Here is a 24824-nt window from a genome sequence, read left to right as displayed (position 1 = left end):
CCGGCTGCCAGGCCGCCGTCACTGCGGCCCGCCGGTCCGGTGCATGGCGGCATAACGGCCGCCTGCGGCGATCAGTTCGGCATGCGTGCCCGGTTCGACCACGCTGCCCTGTTCGATCATCACCACGCGCTCCGCCCGTTCGAGCGCCGATCGGCGGTGCGCCACCACCAGCACGGCCCGGTCGGCCGCCACCCGGTCGATGGCATCGAGGATGGAGTCCTCGCGCTCGGCGTCGAGATGCGAGGTGGCTTCGTCGAGAATGAGCAGCGGGCGATCGCGCAGCACGGCGCGGGCGATGGCGATGCGCTGCCGCTCGCCGCCCGAGAAGCGCTTGCCGCGCTGCCCGACCATGGTGCCGAGCCCCTCGGGCAGCTGCTGCAGCAGCTCGCCCAGCCCGGCCTGCCGCAGGGCATCGATGAGCCGCTCGTCGGTGGCGTCGGCGAGGCCATAGCCGAGATTGTCGCGCAGCGAGGCATCCTGGAGGTAGACGTCCTGGCTCACCAGCGAGACGAAGCGCCAGGCGTCCTCCTCGGTGAGCCCGGCGGTATCGATGCCTGCCAGCCGAACCGCGCCGGCCGATGGCCGGATCGACCCGCAGGCGAGGCTGATGATGGTCGATTTGCCCGAACCCGAATGTCCGGCGATCGCCACGGTCTCGCCGCGCCGGACCGCGAAGGAGATGTTCTCGAGCAGCCGGGCGGGCCGGTCGGCCGGCTCGCCGTCACCCGCCTCGTCGAGCCGCGTCAGCGACACTCCGGCGAGAAAGCCGCTCATCCCCTGGCTGGCACCGGCGACATCGGACAGCGTCCTGACCGCCACCGCTTGCCGGCCGGGATAGGTGTAGCCCACCCGGTCGAACACCAGCACCTCGTCGGGCAGCTGCTGCTGCGGCGTAATGGGCGAGGCCGCCACCGTCGCGAGGCCGGTATTGGGGGAGGCGAGCACCGCCTCGACGCGATCGAGCCCCATGCTGGCGCGGATCAGCGGATAGCGCTGGCCGACGACTTCGCCGAGCGGCTGGCGCACCAGGCCGACAAAGAACAGGGCCGACACGACGCTGCCGATGGAAATCTGCCCGGCCGAGGCCAGCACGATGCCGATGCCCAGGAACAGCACGGTGATCAGGTCGAAGCACAACCGATAGGCGACGTTGATCACGGCGCGCCAGTTGTCCATGCGGGCGGCGAGCTCCACCGACTGGTCGGCGAGCCGGGCGAAGCGGCCCTCCTCGACGGCGGTGGCGCGCGCCTGGCGCACCAGGCTCACCGCATCGCCGCTGGTGGTGCTCTCGATCTGCGAGGCCACGGCGGCATTGATCTCGTAGGATTGCCGGATGGTGGCGTTGATCTGCCCCTCGGCAAAGCGCACCGCGACGAGCGCCAGCGGCACCAGCACGAAGGCGGCGAGAAACCAGATGTCGATCGCCGCCAGCGCGATGGCGACGGCGGCGAGCCCGACCCAGCCGTGCACGGTCGCGAGCGGCACCACCGCGAACAGCGGATCGACCATGCGCATGTCGTTGGTCAGGCGGCTGTTGAGCACCCCGGGGTTGATGGTGGCGTAGCTCAGGAGCGGCATCCGCATCAGCTCGCCATAGAGCCGTCGCGCCAGCTGCCAGGAGAGGCCATAGCCGAGCCGTGCGCCCATCGTGTTGGCCAGCACTTCGGCGAGCGCCGCGCCGATGGCGAAGGCGGCGACGAGCCCGAGCAGCGGCAGCAACTGCACCAGCCCGGCGCCCTTCAGCGCCGCATCGATGCTGCGGCCGAGCAGCAGCGGCACCCCGACCGGCAGCGCGGCGGCAAGCGCCGTGCACACGACGATCGGCAGCAGCTTGAGCCAGTCGAGCGCGAGCCCGAGACGCATGACCCGCTTGAGCATATCGAGCCACTCCTGGTTGGCCACCGCCATGGGTACACGGCCAACCCGCCGACGCAACGCTTACCTCGCGGCCCCCTTGCGCCAAGCCGTCCCTGCACGTGGGTACAAAACCTCACGGGCAGGATCGGGACGCTGTCCCTAGACCGGCAGGTGCTCGGTTCCCGTCAGCATCTGCACGGCTTCGCGCACCGCCAGTTGCGAGGCGCCCAGCACCGTGCCGCGCGCCGGCAGCTGGCTGGTGGTGACTTCGGTCTGCCAGGCGAGTTCGGCGATGACCTCGCGGATGCGGGGCAGCAGCAATTCGTTCTGGCCCACGCCGCCGCCCATGACGATCAGGCCGGGGTCGAAAATGCTGACCACCGAGGCCGCGATGCGACCGATATCGATGGCGTGGTTATCGACATGCCGGCGGGCGGCCCTGGAGCCGTCGGCGGCCATCTCGAACAGCTCGCGGGCGGTCTGTGGCGGGGCGCCGCGGTCGGTCCAGTCATTGCCGACGCGTTGCATCAGGGCGTGCGAGCCGAGATAGTCCTCGAGGCCGCTGCGGCGCGGTGCACTCCGCTCGGACCAGGGGAAGGGCAGGCGGGCGACCTCGCCGGCGGCCCCGTTGGCGCCGCGGAACAGGCGGCCCTCGTGCACCAGGCCGAGGCCGAGTTTCACGCCGACCTGCAGATAGGCGAAGGTTCGCCGGCCCTGGGCGCCGCCGCGGTCGAGCTCGGCAATGGTGGCGCAGTTGACGTTGTTCTCGAACACCACCGGCGCATCGCCGAACTCGCCGATCGCGTCGCGGACGACGTCGAGGTCGGCGCGATAGGCCAGTTCGGGGCGGTTGCGCGAAACGATCACCGGCACGGCGACCGAGACGGCTCGCAGCGGGCCATGCGCCCCGGTGTTCTGGCGCAGCCGCTTGAGGATGGTGCGCGTCGCCTTGCCGGTTTCGGCATTGAGGTGCACCGCCTCGGCGGAAGGCGTCTGCTCGATCTCGGCGAGGACCGTGCCATCGAGCGTCTGGGCGATGGCGCGCACCTGGGTGGCGCCGGCATCGACGCCGATGACATAGCCGGCCTCGCGGCCGAGGCCATAGACTGTCGCCTTGCGACCGCTGGCGCCCTGCGTGGTGCCGACCGGCTCCACCAGGCCCAGTTCGCTGAGCTCGAGGATCGCCGCCGACATGGTGGGCTTGGAAAAATCGAGCAGGCTTCCCAGCATCGGCCGGGTGGCGCGGCCGAGAAGGATGATGCGCCGGAACACCGCGCGGGCGCTCTCGGTCAAAGGTGCAGGAGGCGAGGTGAAAGCTAGGTTCAAGACCGACACACCGTCAGCAGGGGCAACTGGATAAGCCTAGTCCGTTCTGCGCTGTCATGTCACGAACCGGGGTGGCGGCAGAAGGGGGTATTCGGCGGAGTAACAGGTTCGCGTAGAGCCGCAACACTCTCCGGTTCGCCTTCTCCCCTTGTGGTCGGGGGACGAGGGCGTAGCCCTCGCCCGGAGGTGGCCGAAGGCCGGATGAGGGGTATCTCGCCGCGTTCCGGATCGCTCCTCGCTCCGCTCGGAGCGCGCTACACAGGGGGAGAAGGCCACCGCAGCTCTGCCGGTGGCTCTTCATCCGAGGCCAAACCTCACGCCACTTCGGGCAGCTTCGTGTCGGTCTGGCGGTAGCGGAACACGCAGACCGGCAGGCCGGCGGCTTCCGCAAGGTCGGCGATCACCAGCTGGGTCGGCAGCGCGGCGAGGATGGCCGTGGCGAGACCGTTGCCGGTCGCCGGGATGCGGATCACCACCAGGTTGTCGCGCTCGGCGACCTCGCTGCTGGTGACGAGCACCGTGGCGATGCCGAAGCCGGCGAGATCTTCCGCCAGTTGCACCTCGCGGCCCTCGCCATAGACGATGACTCCGGTGCCCTGATCATTGGGCTCCATCGGGCCGTGGAGGAAGTTGAGCGTGTCCCAGTTTTGCGCCGGAACGCGTACCGCCTCGCGCAGCAGCAGCGCCGCATAGCCCGCCGTGCCATAGGCGACGTTGGCGCCGACGCAATCGAGCGACCGCTTGCCGGTCAGCAGCCTGCCGGCGCGGGCGACGGCATCGGCCGTGGCGGCGCGGGTGGTCGCCAGCAGGTCGCCGATGGTGGTCCAGTCGAAGCCGGAGGGCACCCCGACGCGGTCGGCGATCAGCGCCAGAGCGAGGAGCGAACCCATGTAGCTGGTGGTGTTGGGGCCGCTGTCGATGCCGCTACCGGTGCCGATCATCTGGCCGACCGAGCCCTGCATCGGAGTGTCGGCCGCCTGGGCAATGCCGAAGGTGACGGCGCGAGGGCGGAGCGCCAGGGCCTTGGCCGGCTCGACGCTGCGGCCGGAGGCGGAAACGGCGATATAGGCATCGGCCGCGTCGACCGCCGCGTCGTAGAGTTCGCCGCCCGCCAGTGCGATGGCGCGGCGGCCCTGGGCGCGCAGCTGCGCCGCCCCGGCAATGGCGGCATAGAGGCTGGCGCCGATGCCGACCAGCCCGATGCTGCCGGTCCGCAGCTTTGTGAGATCGGCCGCGTCGAGCGCCCGGCCGGTGCTCTCCAGTGCGTTGCGCAACGCCTGCGGCTCCAGCTCGATTGCGTCGCGGAAGGGCACGCGTGCCGGCATCTTGGTCTCCGTAGATCAGCCTGGAAGAGGGGCGCAAGAACGACGGTCCGCGCCAGATGGGTGCGCATTAGTATAGCAGCCTTACTTAATCGCAAGCGCAAATTTGCGCGTCATGCATCGGACTTGGGCTTGATCACCTGATTTTATTAGTTAACCTGCCTAACCGCTAACTCTGGAGGGGCGCGTGGCGCCGCAGGGGCATGGCACAGGAGGTATCATGAAGACGACCAAAGCTTTTCGGGCTGCCCTGACGGCAGCGAGCGCCTTGATCGCCGTCGCGTTTGCCGGCGCGGCAATGGCGGAAGATGTGACGCTGGAATACTGGGTGTACTCCGATTTCGCCCAGGGCGAGGCGCTCGCCATGCAGCAGGAGTTCATCAAGGAATTCACCGCTGCCCATCCGGGCGTGACGATCAATATCAGCGGCAAGGGCGACGACGACCTGACCGCCGGGCAGGTGGCGGGCGCCGCCAGCGGCACCGTTCCCGATGTCTACATGAACGCCCAGTCGGTCGGCGCGCAACTGGTCGATGTCGGCGCCATGGCCAATATCTACAGCCAGTTCATGGCGCTGCCGGAAGAGCAGCGCAACCAGTTCGACAAGGACGCCCTGGCGAGCTGCATGCCCAAGCCCGACGAACTCTATTGCCTGCCCTATACCGGGTTCGGCTCGCTCCTGTTCCTCAACCTGACGGTACTCGAAAAGGCCGGGATCGATACGGCGACGCCGCCCGCCACCTGGTCCGAGTGGTTCGAGCAGATGCAGAAGGTCAAGGCTGCCGGCATGTATGCCATCCCGGACGAGACGCTGGTGTTCAACTCGATCGCCGAGATCTACGCCACCACCGGCAGCACCGAGACCTGGGGCTTCGACTGGGCCAACCGCAAGACCCGCATCGACGAAGCGACGATGACCACGGTGTTGCAGAAGTTTGTCGACATGGTGCCGCTCAATTCCGGCACCAGCCGCAACGACCAGGCCACCAAGGACCTGTTCATCTCCAACCAGCTGGCCTTCCACACCATTGGCCCCTGGGTGAACCCGACCTATGAGGAAGCGGCCAAGGCCAGCGGGCTGAAGTATGATTTCGTGCTGATCCCCGGTGACACCGCCGGCAAGACCGGCGGCATCCGCAGCTACGAGATCGTCGCCGTGGCGCCGGGCAAGAACCAGGAGATCGCCTTCCAGTTCGCCGCCTTCATCACCGAGAAGGCGCAGATGGCGCGCTGGGCCAAGCTCCTCGCCCGCTACAATGCCAATGCCGCGGCGATGGCCGACCCCGATGTCTCGGCCCTGCCGCTGATCAAGGTGTCGGTGGATGCGGCGCACGGCGCCATGGAGGTGGCAGCGCCGTATTTCGTCGGCTCGATCCCCAGCTGCTACAACTCGACGGTGATCGACTTCGCCTCGGCCACCGCGGATGGCGAGTATACGCCGGCGGAAGGCGCCAAGGAGATGATCGCCGCCCTCAACGAGTGCATGGCGCAGTAAGCCACACACGTGATGCCGAGCGCCGCGGCTGGCTTGTGCTCAGCCGCGGCCCATCGAGGGGCCGTCCATGCCGTTTCGCCGTTACCTGCCGCACTATCTGATGATCGCGCCGTTCATGGTGCTGTTCGTCGTGTTCTTCCTCTATCCGATCCTCAGCGGCCTCTATTACAGCTTCCACGACTGGAACGGCGTGCGGGTGCCGGAGTTCGTCGGCGCCGACAACTATTCGAAGATCGTCGCCTCGCGCGATTTCTCCCGCGCCATGGGAAACCTCGCCGCCTATATCGCCATCACCGTGCCGCTCGGTATCCTAGCGGCGCTGGGCCTGGCGCTGCTGGTGGACAGTTTCACCGGGCGCTGGTCCAACTTCTTCCGCAATGCCTATTTCATGCCGGTGGTGCTGCCGGCGTTCCTCGCGGCCACCATCTGGCGCTGGATCTATGCCCCCAATTTCGGCCTCCTCAACACCGTGCTGGGCTGGTTCGGCCTGCCCTCGGTCAATTTCCTCAACGACACCGGCACCATGCTCTACGCGCTCATCGCCGTGGATATCTGGGTGTCGGCGGGCTTCAACATGGTGATCATCCTTGCGGGGCTGAAGAACATCCCCACCGAACTCTACGAGGCGGCGCGGCTCGATGGCGCCAGCCGGCGGCAGCAGCTGTTCCACGTTACCATCCCGATGCTGGGGCCGGTGCTGTTCTTCGTACTCACCTACGGGCTGATCTCGGCCATGCAGGTGTTCGACAAGCCCTGGCTGCTGACCGGCTCGTCCTTCACCTCCTATGGCGGGCGGCGCAACGCGCTGCTGTTTCCGGTGATGGACATGATGGGGCGGGCCTTTGGCGGGGTGAAGTTCGGCGAGGCCGCCGCCTACGGCTTCCTCCTCACCGTCGCCATCGTCGCCGTCACCGGCGTGATGTTCGGCCTGCGCGCCTGGAGTGAACGCCGATGAGTTCGATGCGCAGGCTGCGCCGCTTCACCGTCTGGACCGCGCTCAAATGGCTCCTTGCCGTCGCGATCGCGCTGGTCGCGGTGTTCCCGATCTGGTGGATGTTCAACGTGGTGTTCGCCCAGGCCGGCGAGGCGGTCTCGCTCAACCCGCGGCTGTGGCCCACCTCGTTCAGCGCCGGGATCGACAAGATCACGACGATCTTCGCCCAGACCGGCTATCTGCGCGCCTATGGCATCTCGATCCTCTATGCACTGCTCACCATTGCCGGGGTGCTGCTGGTGGGCTCGCTGGCGGCGTTCGAGTTCTCGCTGTTCGAGTTCCCCGGCCGCCGGATCCTGTTCGGCGTGGTGCTGCTGGCGCTGATGGTGCCCACCGCGGTGACCATCATTCCCACCTATGTGCTGGTGTCGCGGCTCGGTTGGCTCAACACCATGGAGGGGCTGGTGGTGCCGGGGCTCGCCTCGGCGTTCGGGCTGTTCATGCTGGTGCAGTTCATGCGCGCCATCCCCAAGGACATGATCGAGGCGGCGCGGCTCGATGGGGCAGGGCACTTCCAGATCTACTGGCACGTGGTGCTGCCGCTCTGCCGCAATGCGCTGGTGACGCTGGCCATCCTCACCTTCATCCAGACCTGGGGCAACTACATGTGGCCGCTGATCGTGGGCACCAGGGAAGAGCTCTACACCGTGGGTCAGGTGGTCGGCCTGTTCAACTCGCCGCTGTCGCACCACACGGTGGATACGGTGATGACCGCCAACCTCCTGGCGGCCGTGCCGCCGCTGGTCTTCTTCCTCATTTTCCAGCGCCAGATCGTCCAGGGCATCGCGATGTCGGGAAGCAAGGGCTGAAGGAGCAATAATGGCTTTCCTCGATATTTCCTCGGTCTCGAAGTCGTTCGGCTCGGTCAGCATCCTGTCCGACGTCGATCTCAAGATCGACAAGGGCGAGTTCGTGGTGTTCGTCGGCCCCTCCGGCTGCGGCAAGTCCACCCTGCTGCGGATGATCTCCGGCCTCGAGGAGATCAGCGCCGGCACCATCTCGATCGAAGGCGAGGTGATGAACGACGTCGAGCCGGCCGACCGCGGCGCGGCGATGGTGTTCCAGTCCTATGCGCTCTACCCGCATATGACGACGTTCCAGAACGTCTCGTTCGGCCTCAGAATGGCGCACAAGGCGCGCGATTTCATCGCCGCGCGGGTCAGCGAGGCCGCCGCGATCCTGCAGCTCGACAAGTTGCTCGAGCGCAAGCCGGGCCAGCTCTCCGGCGGGCAGAAGCAGCGCGTCGCCATCGGCCGGGCGATCGTGCGCGAGCCGCGGGTGTTCCTGTTCGACGAGCCGCTGTCGAATCTCGATGCGGAACTCAGGGTGCAGATGCGGGCCGAACTCACCGAGCTGCACAGGCGGCTGGGCACCACCATGATCTATGTGACGCACGACCAGGTCGAGGCGATGACGCTCGCCGACAAGATGGTGGTGATGAGCGGCGGCCACATCCAGCAGGCCGGGCCGCCCCTGACCCTCTATGACGACCCCGACAACCGGTTCGTCGCCGGCTTTGTCGGCTCGCCCAGGATGAACTTCCTCGCCGCGCAGCTCGTCGCTGCCGATGCCGGCTCGGTCAGGCTGAGCGGCGTCGGCGGGGCGGCCGACATCAGCCTGCCGATCGGCGGGGTCGACGGCGGCGCCCGGGCGGTGACGCTCGGCATCCGGCCCGAGCACCTAGCGATCGCGACAGATGGCGCGACCGGGGAGCTCGAGGGCCGGGTGACCCTCGTCGAAGAGCTGGGGGCGGAGAGTTTCGTCCATCTCACGCTGGGCGACGGAACATCCGTCATCGTCCGGGCGCGGCGGGACGCGGCGCGGGCCGGCACCAGCGTGCGCCTCGAGCTCGACCCGAGCCGCGCCCTGCTGTTCGAGCGCGATGGGCTGCGCATCCGCGGGAGCGCCGGCCGGCAATGAGTTCTCCTCATTCTCTCCTCACCCCGCTATCGATCGGCATCGATATCGGCGGGACCAAGACGCACCTTCGGGCGCTCCCCGATGACGGGGGCGCCGAGCGCGACCTGATCGTCGCAAGCGCGAGCTGGCGCCGGCGCGACTGGAACGAGGATGCCGAGGCGCTGCTCGGGCTGGTCGGCCAGCTTGCCGGCGGGGCGCCCGTCGCCGCCATCGGCATCGGCGCGCACGGCTGCGACGACGCCGAGGAATGCAAGGCGTTCGAGAGCGCCGTGGCGGCGCGCACCGGCGCCAGGGTTGCGGTGGTGAACGATGCCGAACTGATGCCGCTGGCGCTGGGCTTTCCCGGACAGATCGGCGTCGTCGCCGGCACCGGCTCGATTGCCGTCTGCCGGCCGGCCCCCGATCGCATGCTGGTCGCGGGCGGCTGGGGCTGGATCGTCGGCGACGAGGGCAGCGCCGCGGCGCTGGTGCGGCAGGCGGTGCGCGCGGTGGCGCTGCATTTCGACCGCGGTGGCGATGCCACCGAACCGCTCGCCGCCGCCATCCTCGCCTCGCTCGAGGTCAAAGCAGTGCCGCGGCTCGGCAGCACGCTGGGGCAGTTGCGCACCGCCGCCGAGGTCGGGGTGCATGCAGTGGCCGTCTTCGCGGCGGCCGAACGCGGTTCACGGCTGGCCCAGGCGGTGATCCGCGAGGGCGGCCAGATGCTCGCCGAACTCGCCGCTTTGCTCGACCGGCGCGGCGCCGGGGCCAGCCATGTCGTGGCGGGCGGCAGCGTGATCGTCGAACAGCCGAGCCTCTGGGCCGCCTTCGTCGCCGGCCTCGGGGAAACCGCGCCGCACCTCACCGCGCATCTGTTCACCGGCAAGCCGGTGGAAGGCGCCTGCGCGCTGGCGCGGCTATCGAGGTAACGGCGGGGGCAAGGTATCCGGGGGCCTACCGCCTCGGCCGCTCGGCCACTACCAGTTGGCGATGCGCCCGTCGGCCAGCACCGACTCCGTCGCCGGGATCACCTCCTGGGCGAAGGGGTGGCGGGCCGCCGCTTTCTCGTCGATCTCGATGCCGAGGCCGGGGGCCTCGGGGATCGGCCAGGCGCCGTCCACCAGGGTGAGGGGATAGCTCGAGCAGATCTCCTCGAACCAGGGCACGATGCCGACCGCTTCTTCCTGGATGACGAAATTGGTGGTCGCGGCGTCGAACTGCAGCGCCACGGCGCCGGCCACCGGGCCCATCGGGTTGTGCGGGCACACCCCCATATGCGCGGCCTCGGCAATGGCGGCGATCTTGCGGCCGCCGGTAAAGCCCATGCAATGGGCGAGGTCGGGCTGGATATAGGCGACGGCGCGGGTCTGGGCCACTTCGAGAAATTCGCGCGGGGTGAACAGCCGCTCGCCGGTGGCGAGCGGGCAATCGACGCGGCGGGCGATATCGGCCATGGCGGCGGTGTCGCCGGGCTGGATCACTTCCTCGCAGAACAGCGGTTTGATCGGCTCGATCGCCTTGATGTAGGCGATGGCGGCATCGAGGGAATCCGGGCGGCCGTGGAAATCGGTCATGATCTCGACGCCGTCGCCGACCCGCTCGCGCACCGCGGCGGCGAGCTTTTCGACATGGCGCACGGCGGGCAGGGGCGCGTCATAGCCGGTATAGGGGACAAAGCCGAGCTTGATGGCGTTGTAGCCCATCTCCACCGTCTCCTGCACCGCATCGCAGAAGCGCGAGATGTCGGTGTTGGGCACCCGGACCGAGCTGTCGCCGCGGCGCAGGTGGGTATAGACGCGCACCTTGTCGCGTACCCGGCCGCCCAGCAATTGCCACACCGGCACGCCCAGCGCCTTGCCCTTGATGTCCCACAGCGCCTGCTCGATGCCCGAGACGGCGGTGAGCCCGATCGAGCCGAGCGGCCAGAAGCTGAAGCGGGTCATGGTGTTGACGAGGTGCTCGATGCGCAGCGGATCCTCGCCGATGAGGAAGGGCGCGAGATCGTCGATGGTGCCTTTCACGGCCCGGGTCTTCCACTCGAGCGTCGCCTCGCCCCAGCCCCACAGGCCCGCCTGGTCGGTCAGCACCTTCACGAAGATCCAGTTGCGGTGCACGGCGTTGACGACGACGGTTTCGATGCCGGTGATTTTCATTGGGGGCTCCTCTGGGGGTAGGCGCTGAACTCTCGGTGATTCTCCCCCGCGGGGCGGGGGAGGGGGACCAGCGAAGCTGGTGGAGGGGGGAGCCAAACTAACCGTGACTCTTGCCGCCCCCTCCACCGCCTTCGGCGGTTCCCCTCCCCCGCCCCGCGGGGGAGGATCAGGGAGAGGCCGGTATTTCGGGCTCACGCCGTCCTGATCTCATTATCCTCGAGATAGTCCCGGTTCATCTCGATGCCGAGGCCGGGGACGCGGGGGAGTTTCAGGGCGCCGTTGGAGTTGTCGAGCCGGGTGTGCATCAGTTCGTTGTAGCCACTGAGGTCCCAGCGCGAGGTTTCGAGCTTGTAGAAGTTGGGCACCGTCATCATCACATGGGCGCCGGCCAGCACGTTGATCGGCCCGCCCGCATCGTGCGGCGAGATCGGCACGTAATAGCCCTCGGCGAGGATGGCGATCTTCTTCATCTCGGTGATGCCGCCGGTCCAGGTGACGTCGGGCATGATGTAGTCGGCGAGCTTGTTCTCGAGGATCGGCACGAAATCCCACTTGGTGTGGGCGCGCTCGCCCACCGAGATGGCGGCGCTGACCTTTTCGCGCACCTGCTTGAGCGCATCGAGGCTCTCGGGCGGCACCGGCTCTTCGAACCAGTCGATCTGGCCGGCTTCCTCGAGCGAACGGCAGAGCCGGATGGCGGTGGGCACGTCGAAGCGGCCATGCGCGTCGATCAGGATCTCGACTTCCGGGCCGGCCGTCCGGCGGATCAGCGCGGTGAGGTCGGCGGCCTTTTTCTCGTCGGCGCGCGACAGCATGCCATCGAGATAGCCGTCGCGCCGCTCGCGATCGCCCTGATAGGGGAACGGGTCGAACTTCAGCGCCGTATGCCCCGACTTCACGATGTCGGTGATCTCGGCCACCACGGCTTCGTCGGAGGTGAACTTCGACTGGTCGGGATGGGTATAGAGCGCGATCTCGTCGCGCACCGCGCCGCCCAAGAGCTCGTAGACCGGCAGTCCCAGCACCTTGCCGCGGATGTCCCACAGCGCGATGTCGATGGCGCTGACGCATTCGCAGGCGGCGCCGCGACTGCCCATATAGGTGAAGCTGCGGAACAGCTTGTGCCACAGCCGCTCGATGCGGCTGGGGTCTTCGCCCTCGATCTGGTGGCTCACCTGCCTGAGGATGGCGGCGAGCGCCCGGTTGGCGATCCTGGTGGTCGAGGTGATCTCGCCCCAGCCCGAAATCCCCTCGTCGGTGGTCACTTCGACAAACAGGTACTCGCCCCAGTAGGAGGTGCTGGCTTTGACCAGCCAGGGCCGGACGCCGGTGATCTTCATGATGAAATGGCTCCCTCAAACCATTGAATACGCTGTGCCGGATTTGCCCCCGGCTTCGCGAAACTGCTTCAGCCGGCGCGTCGTGAAGTGGCAGCCCGCATCTGTTCGAGCACGTGCCGGCCGGCCCCATCGACATGCACGGCGATCAGGCTGGCGGCCTTCTCGGCATCGCCGAGCTTGACCAGCCGGATCAGCTCGCGGTGTTCGCGCATCACCTGCGCCTGGCGCACCAGGGTATACTGGTAGCGCCGCGCCACGGCCCGCAGCACCTCGCGGTGCTTCCACCAGAGCTCGGCGGCGAGGTGGTTGTAGTGCCGCTCGTACATGACGTTGTGAAACTGGGTGTCGAGCTCGCCGTGCAGCACCTGGTCGGCGAAGTTGTTGGCTTCGATCTGATCCTGGATGCGTTCCAGCGCGGCGATGTCGGCGGTGGTGGCCATGCCGACGAACCAGCGCACCATCGAGGGTTCGATCAGGACGCCGATCTCGTAGGTGTCGCGCACGAAATCCTGGTCGATCGGGCGGACCCTGGCGCTCTTGTTGTGGACGATCAGCACGAAACCCTGCGAGCGCAGCAGCTGCAGCGCCTCGCGCACCGCATTGGCGGGGGCGCGGTGCCGCTCGGAGAGTTCGGCCACCACCAGCCGCGCATTGGCTTCGAGCCGGCCCGAGATGATGTCGTCGCGGATCAGCTCGTAAACCGCGGCCCCTTCCTCCGACACCCCGGTGGGGTCGATGCCCACGGGCGGGCGGGCCTTGAATGCACTCATCTCATCGGTTCCGACGCTGCTGACACTGCAGCTTTGCCGGTTTCCGTCGGCAATTTCCAGATAGTGAGGCAGAATTTTGCAAAATTCTGATTGCCTGTGATGAAATCCCGGCGTTAATTCGCGTAACCGGCAGGCTGCCGGAGAGCCGTTCCTGACCGGCGCGAGGGGCGTCGGTCGCGGACGGGAGGGAGGAATTCATGTCGGAACACGGATTTGGCCGTGCGCTCGCGCGCGGCATGCTGTCGGCTGCGCTGGCCGGCAGCCTGATGGCCTCGACGGCGCTGGCCGCCGAAGGCATCGATATCAGCAAGTGGTCGCCCGAATATGTGCGCTCGATCGCCGGAACGGAGACCTTCGACACGGTCGGGCACTGCAACTCGGTGACCCCGACCGACTACAAGGGCAAGCTGACCTTCTGGTACCAGGGGATCTTCGAGGCCGATCCGCAGATCATGCGCGACAATTACCGCGATTTCTTCGCGGCGTTCCGCGCCACCTATCCGGGGATCGAACTCACCGAGCAGGGCATCACCTATAACGAGCTGCTCGACAAGTTCCGCACTGCGCTGCTCGGCAATTCGGCGCCGATGGCAATCCGCCTGCAGATCCTCGGCGGCACCGAGTTCGCCGCCAAGGGCTATCTCGAAGAGCTCAAGCCCGAGGATGTGGGTTACAAGCCCGAGGATTTCTGGCCCGGCGCGATGAAGGCGGTGACCTGGGACGGCAAGACCTACGGTATTCCCACCAATAACGAGACCATGGCGTTCATCTGGAACGCCGACATCTTCAAGCGGGCCGGGCTCGACCCGGACAACCCGCCCGCCACCTGGGACGACGTGGTCAGCTATTCCAAGCAGATCCACGACAAGCTGGGCATCTCGGGCTATGGGCTGGTCGCCAAGCAGAACGCCGGCAACACCCCCTATCGCTACATGCCGCAGCTCTGGGGCTATGGCGGCGGGGTGTTCGACGAGGCGGACCCCAACCCGACCTATGGCGAGGTGCGGCTCGACAGCCCCGAGAGCATCCGCTCGCTGCAGGCCTCCTACGACATGTATGTGCGCGACAAATCTGTGCCGGTTTCGGCGCTGACCAACACGCAGGGCGAGAACCAGGCGCCGTTCATTTCGGGGCAGCTGGGGATGATGATCTCGCATCCTTCCGAATATGCGAGGATGGTCGAACTCGCCGGCGCCGCCACCGGGGCCGACAAGGCGGTGGCCGACACCGTGCTCGAGAACATGCGCTACGGGCTGATCCCCACCGGGCCCAGCGGCAAGCGCGCCGTGGTGTTCGGCGGCTCCAACATCCACATCGTCAAGTCCGAGTTCGTCGAGGGCGGCAAGGTGGATGAGCCGGCGGCCAAGGCGCTGATCTGCATGTGGACCAGCCCGGAATGGTCGCTGAAGCTGGCCTGGGCCGGCTCCAACCCGGGCAATGTCAACGGCTTCAAGACCGAGTGGATGAAAGAGCGGCTCGACACCATCAAGTTCCTCGACGTCACCACCTCGATGCTGCCCAACGGCATCCCATTCCCGGCGCTGCCCGAAGCGCCCGAGATCATGAACATCATCGTGCCCGACATGCTGCAGAACGCGCTGACCGGCAACATGACGGTGGAACAGGCCGCCAAGGACGCCGCCGACAAGGTGCGGAAGATCCACGGTGGCGGCGGGCTCTAGCCCCAGCGACGAGGCCGGGCGCAGCAGCCCGGCCTCGTCCAACGACCTCGCGGCGGCGGGTATGCCGACAAGCCCGCTGCCGGCGCACGCCGGCCTGCGGGGCGCGAACTGCCCATTGGCCGTGAAAGCGCTAATGCCTCGGGTGCGGTCCCCGGCCCACGACGCTTGCCGCCTCGATGGCCTGCGCCTCGCTCCAGCCGGCGCCCTCCGCCATCGCTTCGCCGAGGCGCGCCGGTGACAGGCGCATCGACAGCTCCGTCACCAGGCGTTGGTGGGTGACCTGCTCGGTCCATTCCCGGCTGGCGCTGCCTTTGGCATAAAACGCCTCGGTGAAGCCGAGCAGCCGGGCGGCAAGCTCGGCCTCGCCTTCAAGTGCGGCGACCAGCGCCAGGTGTTCTGCGGCGCGCACGATGGCCGCCGGCCAGCCGAGGGCTCGCGCCTCGCGCAGGCTTTCGCCGGCCGCCTGGCGCGCCAGGGCCGTTTTGCCGTCCGACAGCAGATAGGAGGCGAGGTTGGCGAGGCCGAGGGTGGCCTGCCGGCGGTTATGGTCCGTGCCGCCGAGCATGCGCCGGATGCCTTCGATGGCACTCGCCACATCGCCGGCAATGAAGTCCATCTCGGCGAGCGCGATCTGCGCGCTGGTGACGCCGCGGGAATCGCCGACGGTCCGGCACACGGCCATCGACCGGCCGATCAGCGTCCGGGCCGCCGCGACGTCGCCAGCCAGATACGCCGCCACCCCCTTGGAGCGCAGGCAACTGGCAAGCGGCTTGGTGGGCCCCAGCGGCTCGAGCACTTTCAGGGCATCCTCGAGATAGGGAAGCGCCTTGTCGATGGTCTCCATGGTCAGCAATGCGGCTCCGGCCCGACCCAGGGCTTCTCCCAGATCGAGCGGACGATCGGCGGAACGGAACAGGCGAACCGCCTGATCGGCATAGGAAAAGCCGGAGGAGTCGCCATGCGCGCTGTTGGAGGTCCGCGACAGGTGGAGGCGCGCCGCGATGGCGGGAGGCGCGGTGTCGTCGATGCGCTGCATCGCCAGTTCGCTCCAGCGCGCGCGTTCGCGGAACAGGGACAGCTCATCCCAAAGCCTCAGGCTCAGCGTCGCGAGCTCAACGCCCAGGCCCGCCTCGCCCGCGGGTCCGAAGGCCCACTCGAGCGAGGCGCGCACATTGTCGAGTTCGGGTTCATAGCGGCCCAGCCAGGTGAGCGTCGGGGTGGTGGGCCAGCTCTCTCCGGCCTCGGTAAACCGATCGATCAGGTAGTGGGCGAGCTGCCGCTGCCGGCCCGGTTCGCCGAGCTCGTCCTGTTTGTCGAGACCATAGCGCCGCGTCGTCTCGAGCAGCCGGTAGCGTGGCTCGGCTTCGGTCAGATCGACCGCGACCAGCGACTTCTCCACCAGCGAGGACAAGAGGTCGAACACCTCATCCTCGGCAATCGGTGCGCCGCTGGCGACCTGCATCGCCGAAGCCAGGGAGCAGCCGCCGGCAAAGACGGCAAGCCTGCGCAACAGCACCTGCTCCCGGACCTCGAGCAGATCGTAGCTCCAGTCGAGCATGGCCCTGAGGGTCTGGTGATGCCTGGGGCCGGCCTGGCCGGAGCGCCGCAGCGTCAGAAACGACGCGCTGAGATTGGCGGCCAGCCATTCGGGGCCCATCATCCTCAGGCGCCCCACCGCCAGTTCGATGGCCAGCGGGATGCCGTCGACCTGCCTGCAGATGCTGGCGACGGCGGTCGCGTTGGCGTCGTCCAGCGCGAAGCCCTCGATCATCGCGGCGGCGCGATCGACGAACAGCTGCACGGCGCTGTAAGCGGCGGCATCAGCCGGGCTGATCGTCTCGGTGCGGGCCGGGTAAGCGAGGCTGGGCACCCGATAGAGGCTCTCGCCGGGGACCGACAGGCTCTCGCGGCTGGTCACGAGGATAGAGACGGACGGGCAGGCGTCGAGCAGCATCTCGATGAGCCTCGCCGAAGCGGCAACCAGGTGCTCGCAATTGTCGAGAATCAGCAGCACCTGGCGCTGCTGCAGATGGGCGATGGCGCTCTCGACGGCCGCCCGATCGCCGGCCACCGGCACCCCCAGCGCCCCGCACAGGGCTTCCCCCACCAGTTGCGGATCGGCAATCGAGGCCAGCTCAACCAGCCAGATTCCGTCGGCGTAGCCGCCGGCGAGCCGGAAGCCGGTTTCGACCGCCATGCGGGTCTTGCCCGCTCCGCCGGGCCCGGTCAGGGTTACCAGCCTGTAGCGGCTGAGGCGCGCCAGAACGTCCTCCACCTCGCGGTCGCGCCCCACCAGCGAGGTCATCTGACGGGGCAGGTTGTGCGCCTGCTGCGTCCGGCCGAGCGGTTGCTCGCGCACCACGGACACCGTTGCCGGCTGGTCCGGCGCCGACCCGGGTGTGCCCCGCAGCAACGCCTTGGTTTCGTCTGCCGGCTCGACCGACAGTTCGCGCGCCAGGATATCGCGACAGCGCTGGTATTGCCGCATGGCCAGCGCCCGCTGTCCGGCGGCCAGATGGACCCGGATCAAGGCGCGATGCCCTTCCTCGGCGAGGGGGTCGATCTCGAGCAGCCGAGAGGCGACAGGTTCGGCATCGCGATGTCGTCCGGCCCGATCGTAGGCCGTCAGCAGCCATTCGAAGCGCCTCGTGGCCATGGCGCGGAGTTCGGCCCGCCGGGCTTCGAGCCATTGCTGGCCGACCGGATCGCGGATGCTCAGGCCCTCGAGGAATTCGCCGCGGTAGCGGGCGACGGCGCGTTCGAGATCGTCGATGGCGCTGTCGGCCCGGGCGTCCAGCAGCGCCGCTACGTCCGACCGCACGGCGCCCGCGGCAAGTGTGAGCTTCTCGCGATCGACCTCGAGCACCTCGCCGACCCCTGCACCGAGGGCGCGCCGCAGCACGGCCAGGGTCTGGCGCAGGCTCTGGCGGGCCTGGGCCTCGTCCCGTTCGCTCCACAGCAGCGCGGCAATCTCGTCGCGACTGCCGCTTTGCGCCGGGCGGAGCATGAGCCAGGCCAGCAGCAGGCGTGCCGTCTTGAGCCTGAGCTCGACCACACGCCCATCCCGGTCCCGTGCCTCGAAAGGCCCCAGCAGGTTCAGACGGAGATCGGGCGAAGTCACAGGCCGGTGCGCTCACTGCTCTATCGAGAGGTGAACCCTAGCAGGTGCAACCGGAAATCACGAACAAATCACGGTGTGCAGCGGTCGGCATCACGCGGCGATGACGTCCTGCCCCTAGCTTTCGCGAAATGTGCCGGATGCGTCTGTGGCGCGGGCGCATTGGCAAGGGCCCGTGAAACGACCTGACGCCGGCAGGGGCGAGGAAGCGCAGATGGGTGAAATCCAGTTCACCTTCCAGGTGGCGCGATACATCGGTGCCAATGGGGGAGGGGCGTTCGGCAGACCGGTACGCGCCATCGCCGCCCATCCCATCGCCGCCGCCGAGCGGGTCATGCAGACGAGGCTCTATCTGTTGGGTGAGCCCGAAAACATCTGCGCCGAGGTCTCGTACCTTACCCCGGAAGGCGATGAGGAACGCGTGCTGCTCTATCACGACGGATCGGTCGCGGACGCGGTCGCTGCCTCATCACGATAAGCACATGTCCCGCCACATCGCGACAGACGAGGGCGGGGCCAGCGTCGCCCCAGACGTTTCCCGTCTCAAACCACTGACGGCAGCCCAAGTGATGGAGTTCGATCGATGGCCAAACCGAAACTTCCCGTAGAGCGAGACAAGTGGCTCTGGGTTCTGACCAAGACGACGGGAATATCCCACGAGCCCAACGGCGAGGGCCCGCATCACGTGACGGTCCAGTTGCCCAATGGCAACTTCGAGACCATGCCGTACAATCCGGCCAAGATGCGCGTCGCCGAGGCGCGGGGTCACCACCTCGACCCGTGAGGGCCGAGCCTGCGACCCATCAGGCTGCCCGTGGTTCCGGCCGTTCTTCGAGCCGATACCGACCGGCACGGGTAATCCATTTGGCCTTGCGCACCGAGAGCCCGGTGCACTCTCATATTCTATTGCCCTCGCGCCCGGGGGGAACGGTTGGCAGGCTGCGGGGTTTGGCTTCGATCAGCAATGCGATCGAGGAGAGCTCCGATGGCAGCAGACAACAAGCGCGACCGTCGCCAGATGGACGACAATATCGACGATCTGGGCCGCCGCCCCGACGGCACGACGCTCGACCAGCCGGGAACCGACAAGCTGAAGCCGATCAAGCCGGACACCGTCGAGGCGGAACGCGACGCCGACGAGAACGACGAGCGCAACCCCTCGCCGATGAACCCGGCGTTTCCCTGACGGGCGGCGACGGTCGCATTTCCGGGTAGCCGTTCCCCCCGACGACCGTGGCTTTCCCCTCATCCGGCCTTTCGGGCCACCTTCTCCCCGGCCTCTCGTGCTCCTCCACCGGGAAACGGGGGAGGGGCGAGAAGCGCCGGTGTTGGGGCCGCCCCCTCCACCAGCTTCGCTGGTCCCCCTCCCCCGCCACGCGGGGGAGGATCCAGGAGAGGCCGGTGACTCTCGGTATGCGAAAGGGGTTTGCGGTCCCCCTTCGCTGACGACCCTAAATCACCGGCTTGCCGCCGGTCACCGCGATGGTGGCGCCCGAGATGTAGCTCGCCTCGTCGCTCGCCAGCATCACATAGGGCGGCGCCAGCTCGACCGGCTGGGCCGGGCGCTTGAAGGGCACCTGCTGGCCGAACTCGGCGACGTTCTGTTCCGGGAGGGTCGCCGGCCCCAGCGGGGTCCACACCGGGCCCGGCGCCACGGTGTTGACGCGGATGCCGCGCTTAGCCAGCAGCTGGCAGAGTCCGGCGCTGAAGTTCTGGATGGCTCCCTTGGTCACCGCATAGGCGAGCAGTTCGGGGCTAGGTTCGTCCGCCTGCTTGGAGGCGGTGTTGATGATCGAGGAGCCGGGCTGCATGTGCGGCACCGCCGCCTTGGTGAGGTAGAACATCGCCGAGATGTTCACCGCCAGCACCTTTTCCCACTCCTCGTCGGGGATCTCCTCGATGCTCTCGAAATAGCTCTGTCGCGCCGCGTTGTTGACCAGCACGTCGAGCCCGCCGAAAGCCTCGACGGTCCGCGCCACGAGGCTGCGGCAATGCTCGGGGTCGGCGAGGTCGCCCGGCAGCAGCAGGCACTTGCGGCCGGCCCCTTCGATCACCGCCTTCACCTCGGCCGCGTCCTCCTCTTCATTGAGGTAGGAGATGGCGACGTCTGCCCCTTCGCGCGCAAAGGCGATGGCGACGGCGCGGCCGATGCCGGAGTCGCCGCCGGTGATCAGCGCCTTCTTGCCCGTGAGCCGACCCCGCCCCTCGTAGCTTTTCTCGCCATGGTCGGGGACCGGGTCCATCCGGCTGGCGAGGCCCGGATAGGGTTGCTTCTGCGGCGGGAAGGGGGGCTTGGGGAAGGTGCGCTGCATGGCTCGACCTCGTGTGGTTGACAGGATGTGAGCGCAACGTCGCAACGCCGGGAGGGTTCACCTGAACCCATCGCGCGCCAGCCGCCTGGTGCTAGCGCGGTTTCAGCATCCGGGTCAGCGCATCGGTCTTCAGCACGAAATGCTCGAGCAGCGCGCCCAGCGCGTGGAGCGCGATGAGCGGAATCAGCACCAGCCGGCCCAGCTCGTGCAGTTCGGCGCTGAGCTCGAAACCGGTGAACCAGGCGATGGCGCCGGTAAGCGGCATGGCGAGCAGGAACCCGTAGAGCAGCAGATGGGCGGCCTGGCCGGCGAAGTTGACCAGCCGGGGGTTGGTGGCATGCGCCTCGGGCGCGCCGCGCCACAGGCGGATGGCGAGCCGTATGACGGCGAGGCCGAGGATAGTGAGCCCGACGACGATGTGCAGCAGCGCCCCGGCTTCACCGTCGACCGGCCGGCCATCGGCCCGGTCCTTGAAGGCGTCCTGCATGTCCTCGTTCACCGTCAGCTGCAGGATCACCAGCGCGGCGATGATCCAGTGCAGGGCGATCTGCAGGGTGGAGTAGCCCGGCGGGGCGGCGCGTCTCGTCATCTCATCTCCCGATATGGCGTCCGCAAACAGCAACTCATCGCGCCGTTTGACGTTCCAACCCTGTCGTAACCTTCGGGGGCAGCTTGGCGCGTCATCACTTCCCGCGAACCTTGAGCATTGTCGCACTTGCCGGCGCCTGCCTGCCGCTGGGCGCCTGCAGTTTCGAGCAGAGCGCGCTTCACCCTGCGGGGCGCGACGCCGAAGCACTGAGCGGGTTGACCTGGTTCATGTTCGCCGGCGCCGTGGTGGTGTGGGCGATCATCATGGGGGTGGTGGTCTATGCGGTGCTGGGACGACGCCGGCCCAGCAGCGAGCGGTTCGCCGACTATTTCGTCCTCGTGGGTGGGGTGGCGTTTCCGACGGTCGGGCTTGCCATCCTCCTGGTCTATGGCCTGTCGCTGCTGCCGAACTGGCGTTCCGATGAGCCGCCCGACCTGAGGGTCGAGGTCAAGGCCGAGCAATATTGGTGGCGGCTGAGCTACCAGCTGCCGGACGGCACAAGCCTCGAAACCGCCAATCAGCTGCACCTGCCCAAGGACGCCACCGTCGAGTTCGTCCTGAGCAGCACCGACGTGATCCACTCGTTCTGGATCCCGGCGCTGGGCGGCAAGATGGATGCCATCCCGGGGCGGCGCAACGTGCTGCGGCTGACCCCCACCAAGACAGGGACCTATCGCGGGGTCTGCGCCGAGTTCTGCGGGCCGTCGCACAGCTTCATGGCCTTTGCGGTGGTGGTCGAGGAGGCCGAAGCCTTCGCCGCCTGGCTCTCGGCGCAGCGGCAGCCCGCCCGCGCCGGCAACGCGGCGTTCGTCGCGGCCGGGTGCGGAGCCTGCCACACGGTGCGCGGCGTTACCGAGGCGGGCTCAGTCGGGCCCGACCTCACCCATTTCGGCAGCCGCCGCAGCATCGGCGCGGACCGGCTGGCGAACAGCCGCGACAACCTCCTCGCCTGGCTCCGTGACCCCGCGCACAGCAAGCCGGGCGTCGGCATGCCGGGCTATGCCTTCCTGCCCGATGCCGATCTCGCCGAAATCGCCGATTACCTGCTGGAGCTCAAATGACGCCCGAGGACAAGGCCGCAGAGCTCGCGCAGCTGGAGCGCACCTGGGCCCGCCCGAAGGGCTGGCGCTATTTCTCCGACGTCAACAACTCGACAGTCGGGCTCTGGTACATCGGGACGGCCTTCGCCTTCATGCTGTTCGCCGGGGCGCTGGCGCTGATCATCCGGCTGCAGCTGGCGGTTCCCGAGAATACTCTTGTCTCGGCAGAGACTTACAACCAGATGTTCACCCTGCATGGCACGGTGATGATGTTCCTCTTCGCCGTGCCGATCTTCGAGGCGGTAGCGATCCTGATCCTGCCGGCCATGCTGGGCGCCCGCGACCTGCCGTTCCCGCGCCTCTCGGCGTTCGGCTTCTGGTGCTTCCTGATCGGCGGGGTATTCGTCTCCTCCTCGATCTTCTTCGGCCAGGCGCCGGATGCGGGCTGGTTCATGTATCCGCCGCTCTCGACCGAGCAATCGGGGATCGGCGCCGACATCTGGCTACTGGGATTGAGCTTCATCGAGGTGGCTTCGATCGCCGCTGCGGTGGAGCTCATCGTCGGGGTGCTGAAATGCCGGGCCCCTGGCATGCACATCAACCTGACGCCGCTCTATGGCTGGTATGTGCTGATCGTGGGCGCGATGATCCTGTTCGCCTTCCCGCCGCTGATCGCCGGCGACCTGCTGTTCGAACTCGAGCGGCTGCTTGACTGGCCGTTCTTCGACGTGACGCGAGGCGGCGACCCGATCCTGTGGCAGCACCTGTTCTGGATCTTCGGGCATCCGGAGGTCTACATCATCTTCCTGCCGGCCATTGCGCTGCTCGCCATGATCGTGCCGACCTTCGCGCAGCGGCCGATCGCCGGCTATTCGTGGATCGTGCTCGCGGCGCTCGGTACCGGCTTCCTCAGCTTCGGGCTGTGGGTCCACCACATGTTCACCACCGGGTTGCCCTCGATCTCGCTGGGGTTCTTTTCGGCGGCCTCGGAGTCGGTGGCGATCCCCACCGGCATCCAGCTGTTTGCCTTCATCGCCACGGTGATGCTCGGCCGGGTCATCCGCTCGGTGCCGATGCTCTATTGCGTGGGGGCGCTCGCCACCTTCATCGTGGGCGGCCTCACCGGGGTGATGGTGGCGGTGGCGCCGTTCGATTTCCAGGCGCACGACACCTACTTCATCGTGGCGCACCTGCACTACACGCTGATCGGCGGCATGCTGTTCCCGGTGCTGGCGGGCGTGCGCTACTATTATCCGTTCGCGATCGGCAAGACGCTGTCGCACCGGCTGGGCGTCTGGTCGTTCTGGCTGATGTTCCTCGGCTTCAACACCGCCTTCCTCCCCATGCACCTCACCGGACTGCTCGGCATGCCGCGGCGGGTCTTCACCTATCAGCGCGAGATGGGCTGGGACTGGCTGAACCTCGTGTCGACCATCGGCGCCTTCGTCTTTGCCGCCGGCTTTCTGGTGTTCGCCTATGATTGCCTGCGGCCGAAGCGCCGGCAGCCCCATGCGCCGCGCAACAGCTGGAATGCCGGCACGCTCGAATGGGCGATGCCGGTGCCGCAGCCGAGCTACGCGTTGCGCTCGATCCCCACGGTCAACAGCCGCTATCCGCTCTGGGACGACGAGGCGTTCATCACCGACCTCGACGAGGGCAGGGGGCTCCTCGCCGACGCGCGGGAGGGCAAGCGCGAGACGCTGGTGACTTCGGTGCTCGATGCGCGGCCGGTGCAGATCCTGCGCGTCGGGACGCCCACCTGGCTGCCGATGATCGCCGCGTTCGGGCTCGGCGCAGTGTTCATCTTTTCCACCTACAAGCTGTGGCTGCCGACTGCGGCAGGCGGCCTCGTGTTCATCGTCGCGCTGTTGCGCTGGCTGTGGACCGGCACCGCCGTGATCCCGGAAAAGCCGAGCAAGGACGCGGGCGGCGGGCTGACCCTGCCGCTCTACGTCTCGGGGGTCCGCTCCACCGGCTGGTGGGCGATGTTCATCACCATGACCGGCGACCTCACGGCATTCCTGTCGCTGATCTTCGGCTACTTCTTCTTCTGGACGGTCCACCCGCAGTTTCCTCCCGACGGCATCGACGGGCCGGGCTGGATGTGGCCGGCAATCGCTGCGGTCGCAGCCATCCTCGCCTGGGGCTGCACGCTCGCCGCGCGGCTGCTCAACTCCGCCGGACGCGTGCCGCTCGCCCGCCTGGCGCTGGTCCTCGGGTTCACGGCCGCGGCCGCGGCGGCCGGCGCGCTGGTCGCCGGGCCGCTCAGCACCGGGCTCGACCCGACCCGGCACGCCTATCCGGCAATCGTCTGGGCGCTGGTGCTGTGGGTGGTGCTGCACCTCGGGGCCGGCATGCTGATGCAGGGCTACTGCCTCGCCCGCTCACTCTGCGCCAAGATGACGCCGCAGCACGATGCGGAGCTGTGGAACGTCACCCTCTACTGGCACTTTAGCGGCTTCGCGGCGTTGCTCACCGCAATGGTCATCGGAGGCTTCCCGCTGCTCACATGACAGGCAAGGTGGAAAACGAGGTGTGGCGTGAGACCGGCACGGGCACCGACCTGTGGCGGGTGATTGCTGCGCCGATCGTCTGGGCCCTGCATTTCCTGTTCTGCTACGTCTACGGCGCGATCTATTGCGCCAAGGCCGGCCGCGATGCGGCGCTGGACGGGCCGACCCTCGTCATCGTCGGGGCGACCGTGGTGGCGCTCGTTCTGATCAGCCTCTCGACGCTGCAGCTGTGGCGGGTGCGCGGCCGCAGCCTCACCGACAATGATTTCGAGTTCGAGCACAATACGCCCGAGGAGCGCCACCGCTTCCTCAGCCACGTGGCGCTGATGCTGTGCGTGCTGTCGGCGGTGGCGGTGCTCTATGTCGCCATCCCGATGCTCTATCTGACGAGCTGCCGATGAGGCCAGCGTTGCT

General features: G+C 67.7%; 21 protein-coding genes. 12 read left to right on the top strand and 9 right to left on the bottom strand.

Annotation, left to right across the window (positions count from 1 at the left end; translation table 11 throughout):
- Positions 1–18: 18 nt before the first annotated feature.
- From APS40_RS03565 to APS40_RS03555, 3 genes are all read right to left on the bottom strand, one after another.
- Positions 19–1878: an ABC transporter ATP-binding protein gene (locus APS40_RS03565; protein WP_197279428.1), complete on the bottom strand. Its 1860-nt coding sequence runs from the start codon at positions 1876–1878 to the stop codon at positions 19–21.
- A gap of 138 nt (positions 1879–2016) precedes the next feature.
- Positions 2017–3183: an ROK family protein gene (locus tag APS40_RS03560; RefSeq protein ID WP_156342820.1), complete on the bottom strand. Its 1167-nt coding sequence runs from the start codon at positions 3181–3183 to the stop codon at positions 2017–2019.
- A 314-nt stretch (positions 3184–3497) separates the two neighbouring features.
- Positions 3498–4508: an SIS domain-containing protein gene (locus APS40_RS03555; protein WP_055045751.1), complete on the bottom strand. Its 1011-nt coding sequence runs from the start codon at positions 4506–4508 to the stop codon at positions 3498–3500.
- A gap of 217 nt (positions 4509–4725) precedes the next feature.
- Between APS40_RS03555 and APS40_RS03550 the strand changes: the two genes are divergently transcribed.
- From APS40_RS03550 to APS40_RS03530, 5 genes are all read left to right on the top strand, one after another.
- Complete coding sequence (locus tag APS40_RS03550) at positions 4726–6000, top strand: ABC transporter substrate-binding protein (protein ID WP_055045750.1); 1275 nt, start codon at positions 4726–4728, stop codon at positions 5998–6000.
- A gap of 67 nt (positions 6001–6067) precedes the next feature.
- Positions 6068–6955 carry a carbohydrate ABC transporter permease gene (locus APS40_RS03545; RefSeq protein ID WP_055045749.1) on the top strand — a complete coding sequence of 296 codons (888 nt, stop codon included), beginning with the start codon at positions 6068–6070 and terminating at the stop codon, positions 6953–6955.
- Positions 6952–7803: a carbohydrate ABC transporter permease gene (locus APS40_RS03540; RefSeq protein ID WP_082434167.1), complete on the top strand. Its 852-nt coding sequence runs from the start codon at positions 6952–6954 to the stop codon at positions 7801–7803. Before APS40_RS03545 ends, APS40_RS03540 begins: the two co-directional genes overlap by 4 nt.
- A gap of 10 nt (positions 7804–7813) precedes the next feature.
- A complete protein-coding gene (locus tag APS40_RS03535) occupies positions 7814–8914 on the top strand; it encodes an ABC transporter ATP-binding protein (protein WP_055045748.1) in 1101 nt (366 codons plus the stop codon).
- Positions 8911–9822 carry an N-acetylglucosamine kinase gene (locus APS40_RS03530; protein WP_055045747.1) on the top strand — a complete coding sequence of 304 codons (912 nt, stop codon included), beginning with the start codon at positions 8911–8913 and terminating at the stop codon, positions 9820–9822. The genes APS40_RS03535 and APS40_RS03530 overlap by 4 nt, the downstream gene beginning before the upstream one ends.
- Before the next feature lie 48 nt (positions 9823–9870).
- Here APS40_RS03530 and dgoD read toward each other — a convergent pair whose 3' ends face one another.
- The 3 genes from dgoD to APS40_RS03515 form a co-directional block, all read right to left on the bottom strand.
- The gene (dgoD, locus tag APS40_RS03525) at positions 9871–11046 is read right to left on the bottom strand and encodes a galactonate dehydratase (protein WP_055045746.1); all 1176 of its coding nucleotides are present in this window, start codon (positions 11044–11046) and stop codon (positions 9871–9873) included.
- Between the two features lie 191 nt (positions 11047–11237).
- Positions 11238–12386, bottom strand: coding sequence for a mandelate racemase/muconate lactonizing enzyme family protein (locus tag APS40_RS03520; protein WP_055045745.1), 1149 nt, complete (start codon positions 12384–12386; stop codon positions 11238–11240).
- Between the two features lie 68 nt (positions 12387–12454).
- Positions 12455–13156: a GntR family transcriptional regulator gene (locus APS40_RS03515; protein ID WP_055045744.1), complete on the bottom strand. Its 702-nt coding sequence runs from the start codon at positions 13154–13156 to the stop codon at positions 12455–12457.
- Between the two features lie 197 nt (positions 13157–13353).
- On the opposite strand from APS40_RS03515, the gene APS40_RS03510 reads away from it, so the two are divergent.
- Positions 13354–14838 carry an ABC transporter substrate-binding protein gene (locus APS40_RS03510; protein WP_055045743.1) on the top strand — a complete coding sequence of 495 codons (1485 nt, stop codon included), beginning with the start codon at positions 13354–13356 and terminating at the stop codon, positions 14836–14838.
- Between the two features lie 130 nt (positions 14839–14968).
- Here the strand turns inward: APS40_RS03510 and APS40_RS03505 are convergent, their stop codons facing one another.
- Positions 14969–17893 carry a BTAD domain-containing putative transcriptional regulator gene (locus APS40_RS03505; RefSeq protein WP_156342819.1) on the bottom strand — a complete coding sequence of 975 codons (2925 nt, stop codon included), beginning with the start codon at positions 17891–17893 and terminating at the stop codon, positions 14969–14971.
- A 277-nt stretch (positions 17894–18170) separates the two neighbouring features.
- On the opposite strand from APS40_RS03505, the gene APS40_RS03500 reads away from it, so the two are divergent.
- The 3 genes from APS40_RS03500 to APS40_RS03490 all read left to right on the top strand — a co-directional run bounded on the left by APS40_RS03500 (position 18171) and on the right by APS40_RS03490 (position 19142).
- Entirely contained in the window at positions 18171–18434 is a 264-nt protein-coding gene (locus APS40_RS03500) for a hypothetical protein (protein ID WP_055045741.1), read from the top strand.
- 105 nt (positions 18435–18539) lie between these two features.
- Complete coding sequence (locus tag APS40_RS03495) at positions 18540–18740, top strand: hypothetical protein (RefSeq protein ID WP_055045740.1); 201 nt, start codon at positions 18540–18542, stop codon at positions 18738–18740.
- Positions 18741–18941: 201 nt separating this feature from the next.
- Positions 18942–19142, top strand: coding sequence for a hypothetical protein (locus APS40_RS03490; RefSeq protein WP_055045739.1), 201 nt, complete (start codon positions 18942–18944; stop codon positions 19140–19142).
- Between the two features lie 265 nt (positions 19143–19407).
- Here APS40_RS03490 and APS40_RS03485 read toward each other — a convergent pair whose 3' ends face one another.
- A complete protein-coding gene (locus APS40_RS03485) occupies positions 19408–20268 on the bottom strand; it encodes an SDR family oxidoreductase (protein ID WP_055045738.1) in 861 nt (286 codons plus the stop codon).
- A 91-nt stretch (positions 20269–20359) separates the two neighbouring features.
- Positions 20360–20857 carry a cytochrome b gene (locus APS40_RS03480; protein WP_055045737.1) on the bottom strand — a complete coding sequence of 166 codons (498 nt, stop codon included), beginning with the start codon at positions 20855–20857 and terminating at the stop codon, positions 20360–20362.
- A gap of 110 nt (positions 20858–20967) precedes the next feature.
- On the opposite strand from APS40_RS03480, the gene coxB reads away from it, so the two are divergent.
- The 3 genes from coxB to APS40_RS03465 are packed head-to-tail and all read left to right on the top strand — an operon-like array spanning position 20968 to position 24811.
- A complete protein-coding gene (coxB, locus tag APS40_RS03475; protein ID WP_082434166.1) occupies positions 20968–21918 on the top strand; it encodes a cytochrome c oxidase subunit II in 951 nt (316 codons plus the stop codon).
- Entirely contained in the window at positions 21915–24410 is a 2496-nt protein-coding gene (gene ctaD / locus APS40_RS03470) for a cytochrome c oxidase subunit I (RefSeq protein ID WP_055045736.1), read from the top strand. Before coxB ends, ctaD begins: the two co-directional genes overlap by 4 nt.
- Before the next feature lie 20 nt (positions 24411–24430).
- Complete coding sequence (locus tag APS40_RS03465) at positions 24431–24811, top strand: hypothetical protein (RefSeq protein ID WP_156342818.1); 381 nt, start codon at positions 24431–24433, stop codon at positions 24809–24811.
- Positions 24812–24824: the final 13 nt, after the last annotated feature.

It is taken from the genome of Devosia sp. A16, from assembly GCF_001402915.1.
GTDB lineage: Bacteria > Pseudomonadota > Alphaproteobacteria > Rhizobiales > Devosiaceae > Devosia_A.
The sequence above is the reverse complement of the archived record's forward strand: the minus strand, read 5'-3'. Positions and strand labels throughout refer to the sequence as shown.

What these genes read in the sequence shown, in the direction of transcription:
- APS40_RS03485 (WP_055045738.1), bottom strand. Translation starts at nt 20,268, where the DNA reads ATGCAGCGCACCTTCCCCAAGCCCCCCTTCCCGCCGCAGAAGCAACCC.
- APS40_RS03495 (WP_055045740.1), top strand. Translation starts at nt 18,540, where the DNA reads ATGGCCAAACCGAAACTTCCCGTAGAGCGAGACAAGTGGCTCTGGGTT.
- APS40_RS03535 (WP_055045748.1), top strand. Translation starts at nt 7,814, where the DNA reads ATGGCTTTCCTCGATATTTCCTCGGTCTCGAAGTCGTTCGGCTCGGTC.
- APS40_RS03520 (WP_055045745.1), bottom strand. Translation starts at nt 12,386, where the DNA reads ATGAAGATCACCGGCGTCCGGCCCTGGCTGGTCAAAGCCAGCACCTCC.
- APS40_RS03510 (WP_055045743.1), top strand. Translation starts at nt 13,354, where the DNA reads ATGTCGGAACACGGATTTGGCCGTGCGCTCGCGCGCGGCATGCTGTCG.
- APS40_RS03550 (WP_055045750.1), top strand. Translation starts at nt 4,726, where the DNA reads ATGAAGACGACCAAAGCTTTTCGGGCTGCCCTGACGGCAGCGAGCGCC.
- dgoD (WP_055045746.1), bottom strand. Translation starts at nt 11,046, where the DNA reads ATGAAAATCACCGGCATCGAAACCGTCGTCGTCAACGCCGTGCACCGC.
- APS40_RS03530 (WP_055045747.1), top strand. Translation starts at nt 8,911, where the DNA reads ATGAGTTCTCCTCATTCTCTCCTCACCCCGCTATCGATCGGCATCGAT.
- APS40_RS03480 (WP_055045737.1), bottom strand. Translation starts at nt 20,857, where the DNA reads ATGACGAGACGCGCCGCCCCGCCGGGCTACTCCACCCTGCAGATCGCC.
- APS40_RS03490 (WP_055045739.1), top strand. Translation starts at nt 18,942, where the DNA reads ATGGCAGCAGACAACAAGCGCGACCGTCGCCAGATGGACGACAATATC.
- ctaD (WP_055045736.1), top strand. Translation starts at nt 21,915, where the DNA reads ATGACGCCCGAGGACAAGGCCGCAGAGCTCGCGCAGCTGGAGCGCACC.
- APS40_RS03565 (WP_197279428.1), bottom strand. Translation starts at nt 1,878, where the DNA reads ATGCTCAAGCGGGTCATGCGTCTCGGGCTCGCGCTCGACTGGCTCAAG.
- APS40_RS03555 (WP_055045751.1), bottom strand. Translation starts at nt 4,508, where the DNA reads ATGCCGGCACGCGTGCCCTTCCGCGACGCAATCGAGCTGGAGCCGCAG.
- APS40_RS03545 (WP_055045749.1), top strand. Translation starts at nt 6,068, where the DNA reads ATGCCGTTTCGCCGTTACCTGCCGCACTATCTGATGATCGCGCCGTTC.
- APS40_RS03540 (WP_082434167.1), top strand. Translation starts at nt 6,952, where the DNA reads ATGAGTTCGATGCGCAGGCTGCGCCGCTTCACCGTCTGGACCGCGCTC.
- APS40_RS03515 (WP_055045744.1), bottom strand. Translation starts at nt 13,156, where the DNA reads ATGAGTGCATTCAAGGCCCGCCCGCCCGTGGGCATCGACCCCACCGGG.
- APS40_RS03500 (WP_055045741.1), top strand. Translation starts at nt 18,171, where the DNA reads ATGGGTGAAATCCAGTTCACCTTCCAGGTGGCGCGATACATCGGTGCC.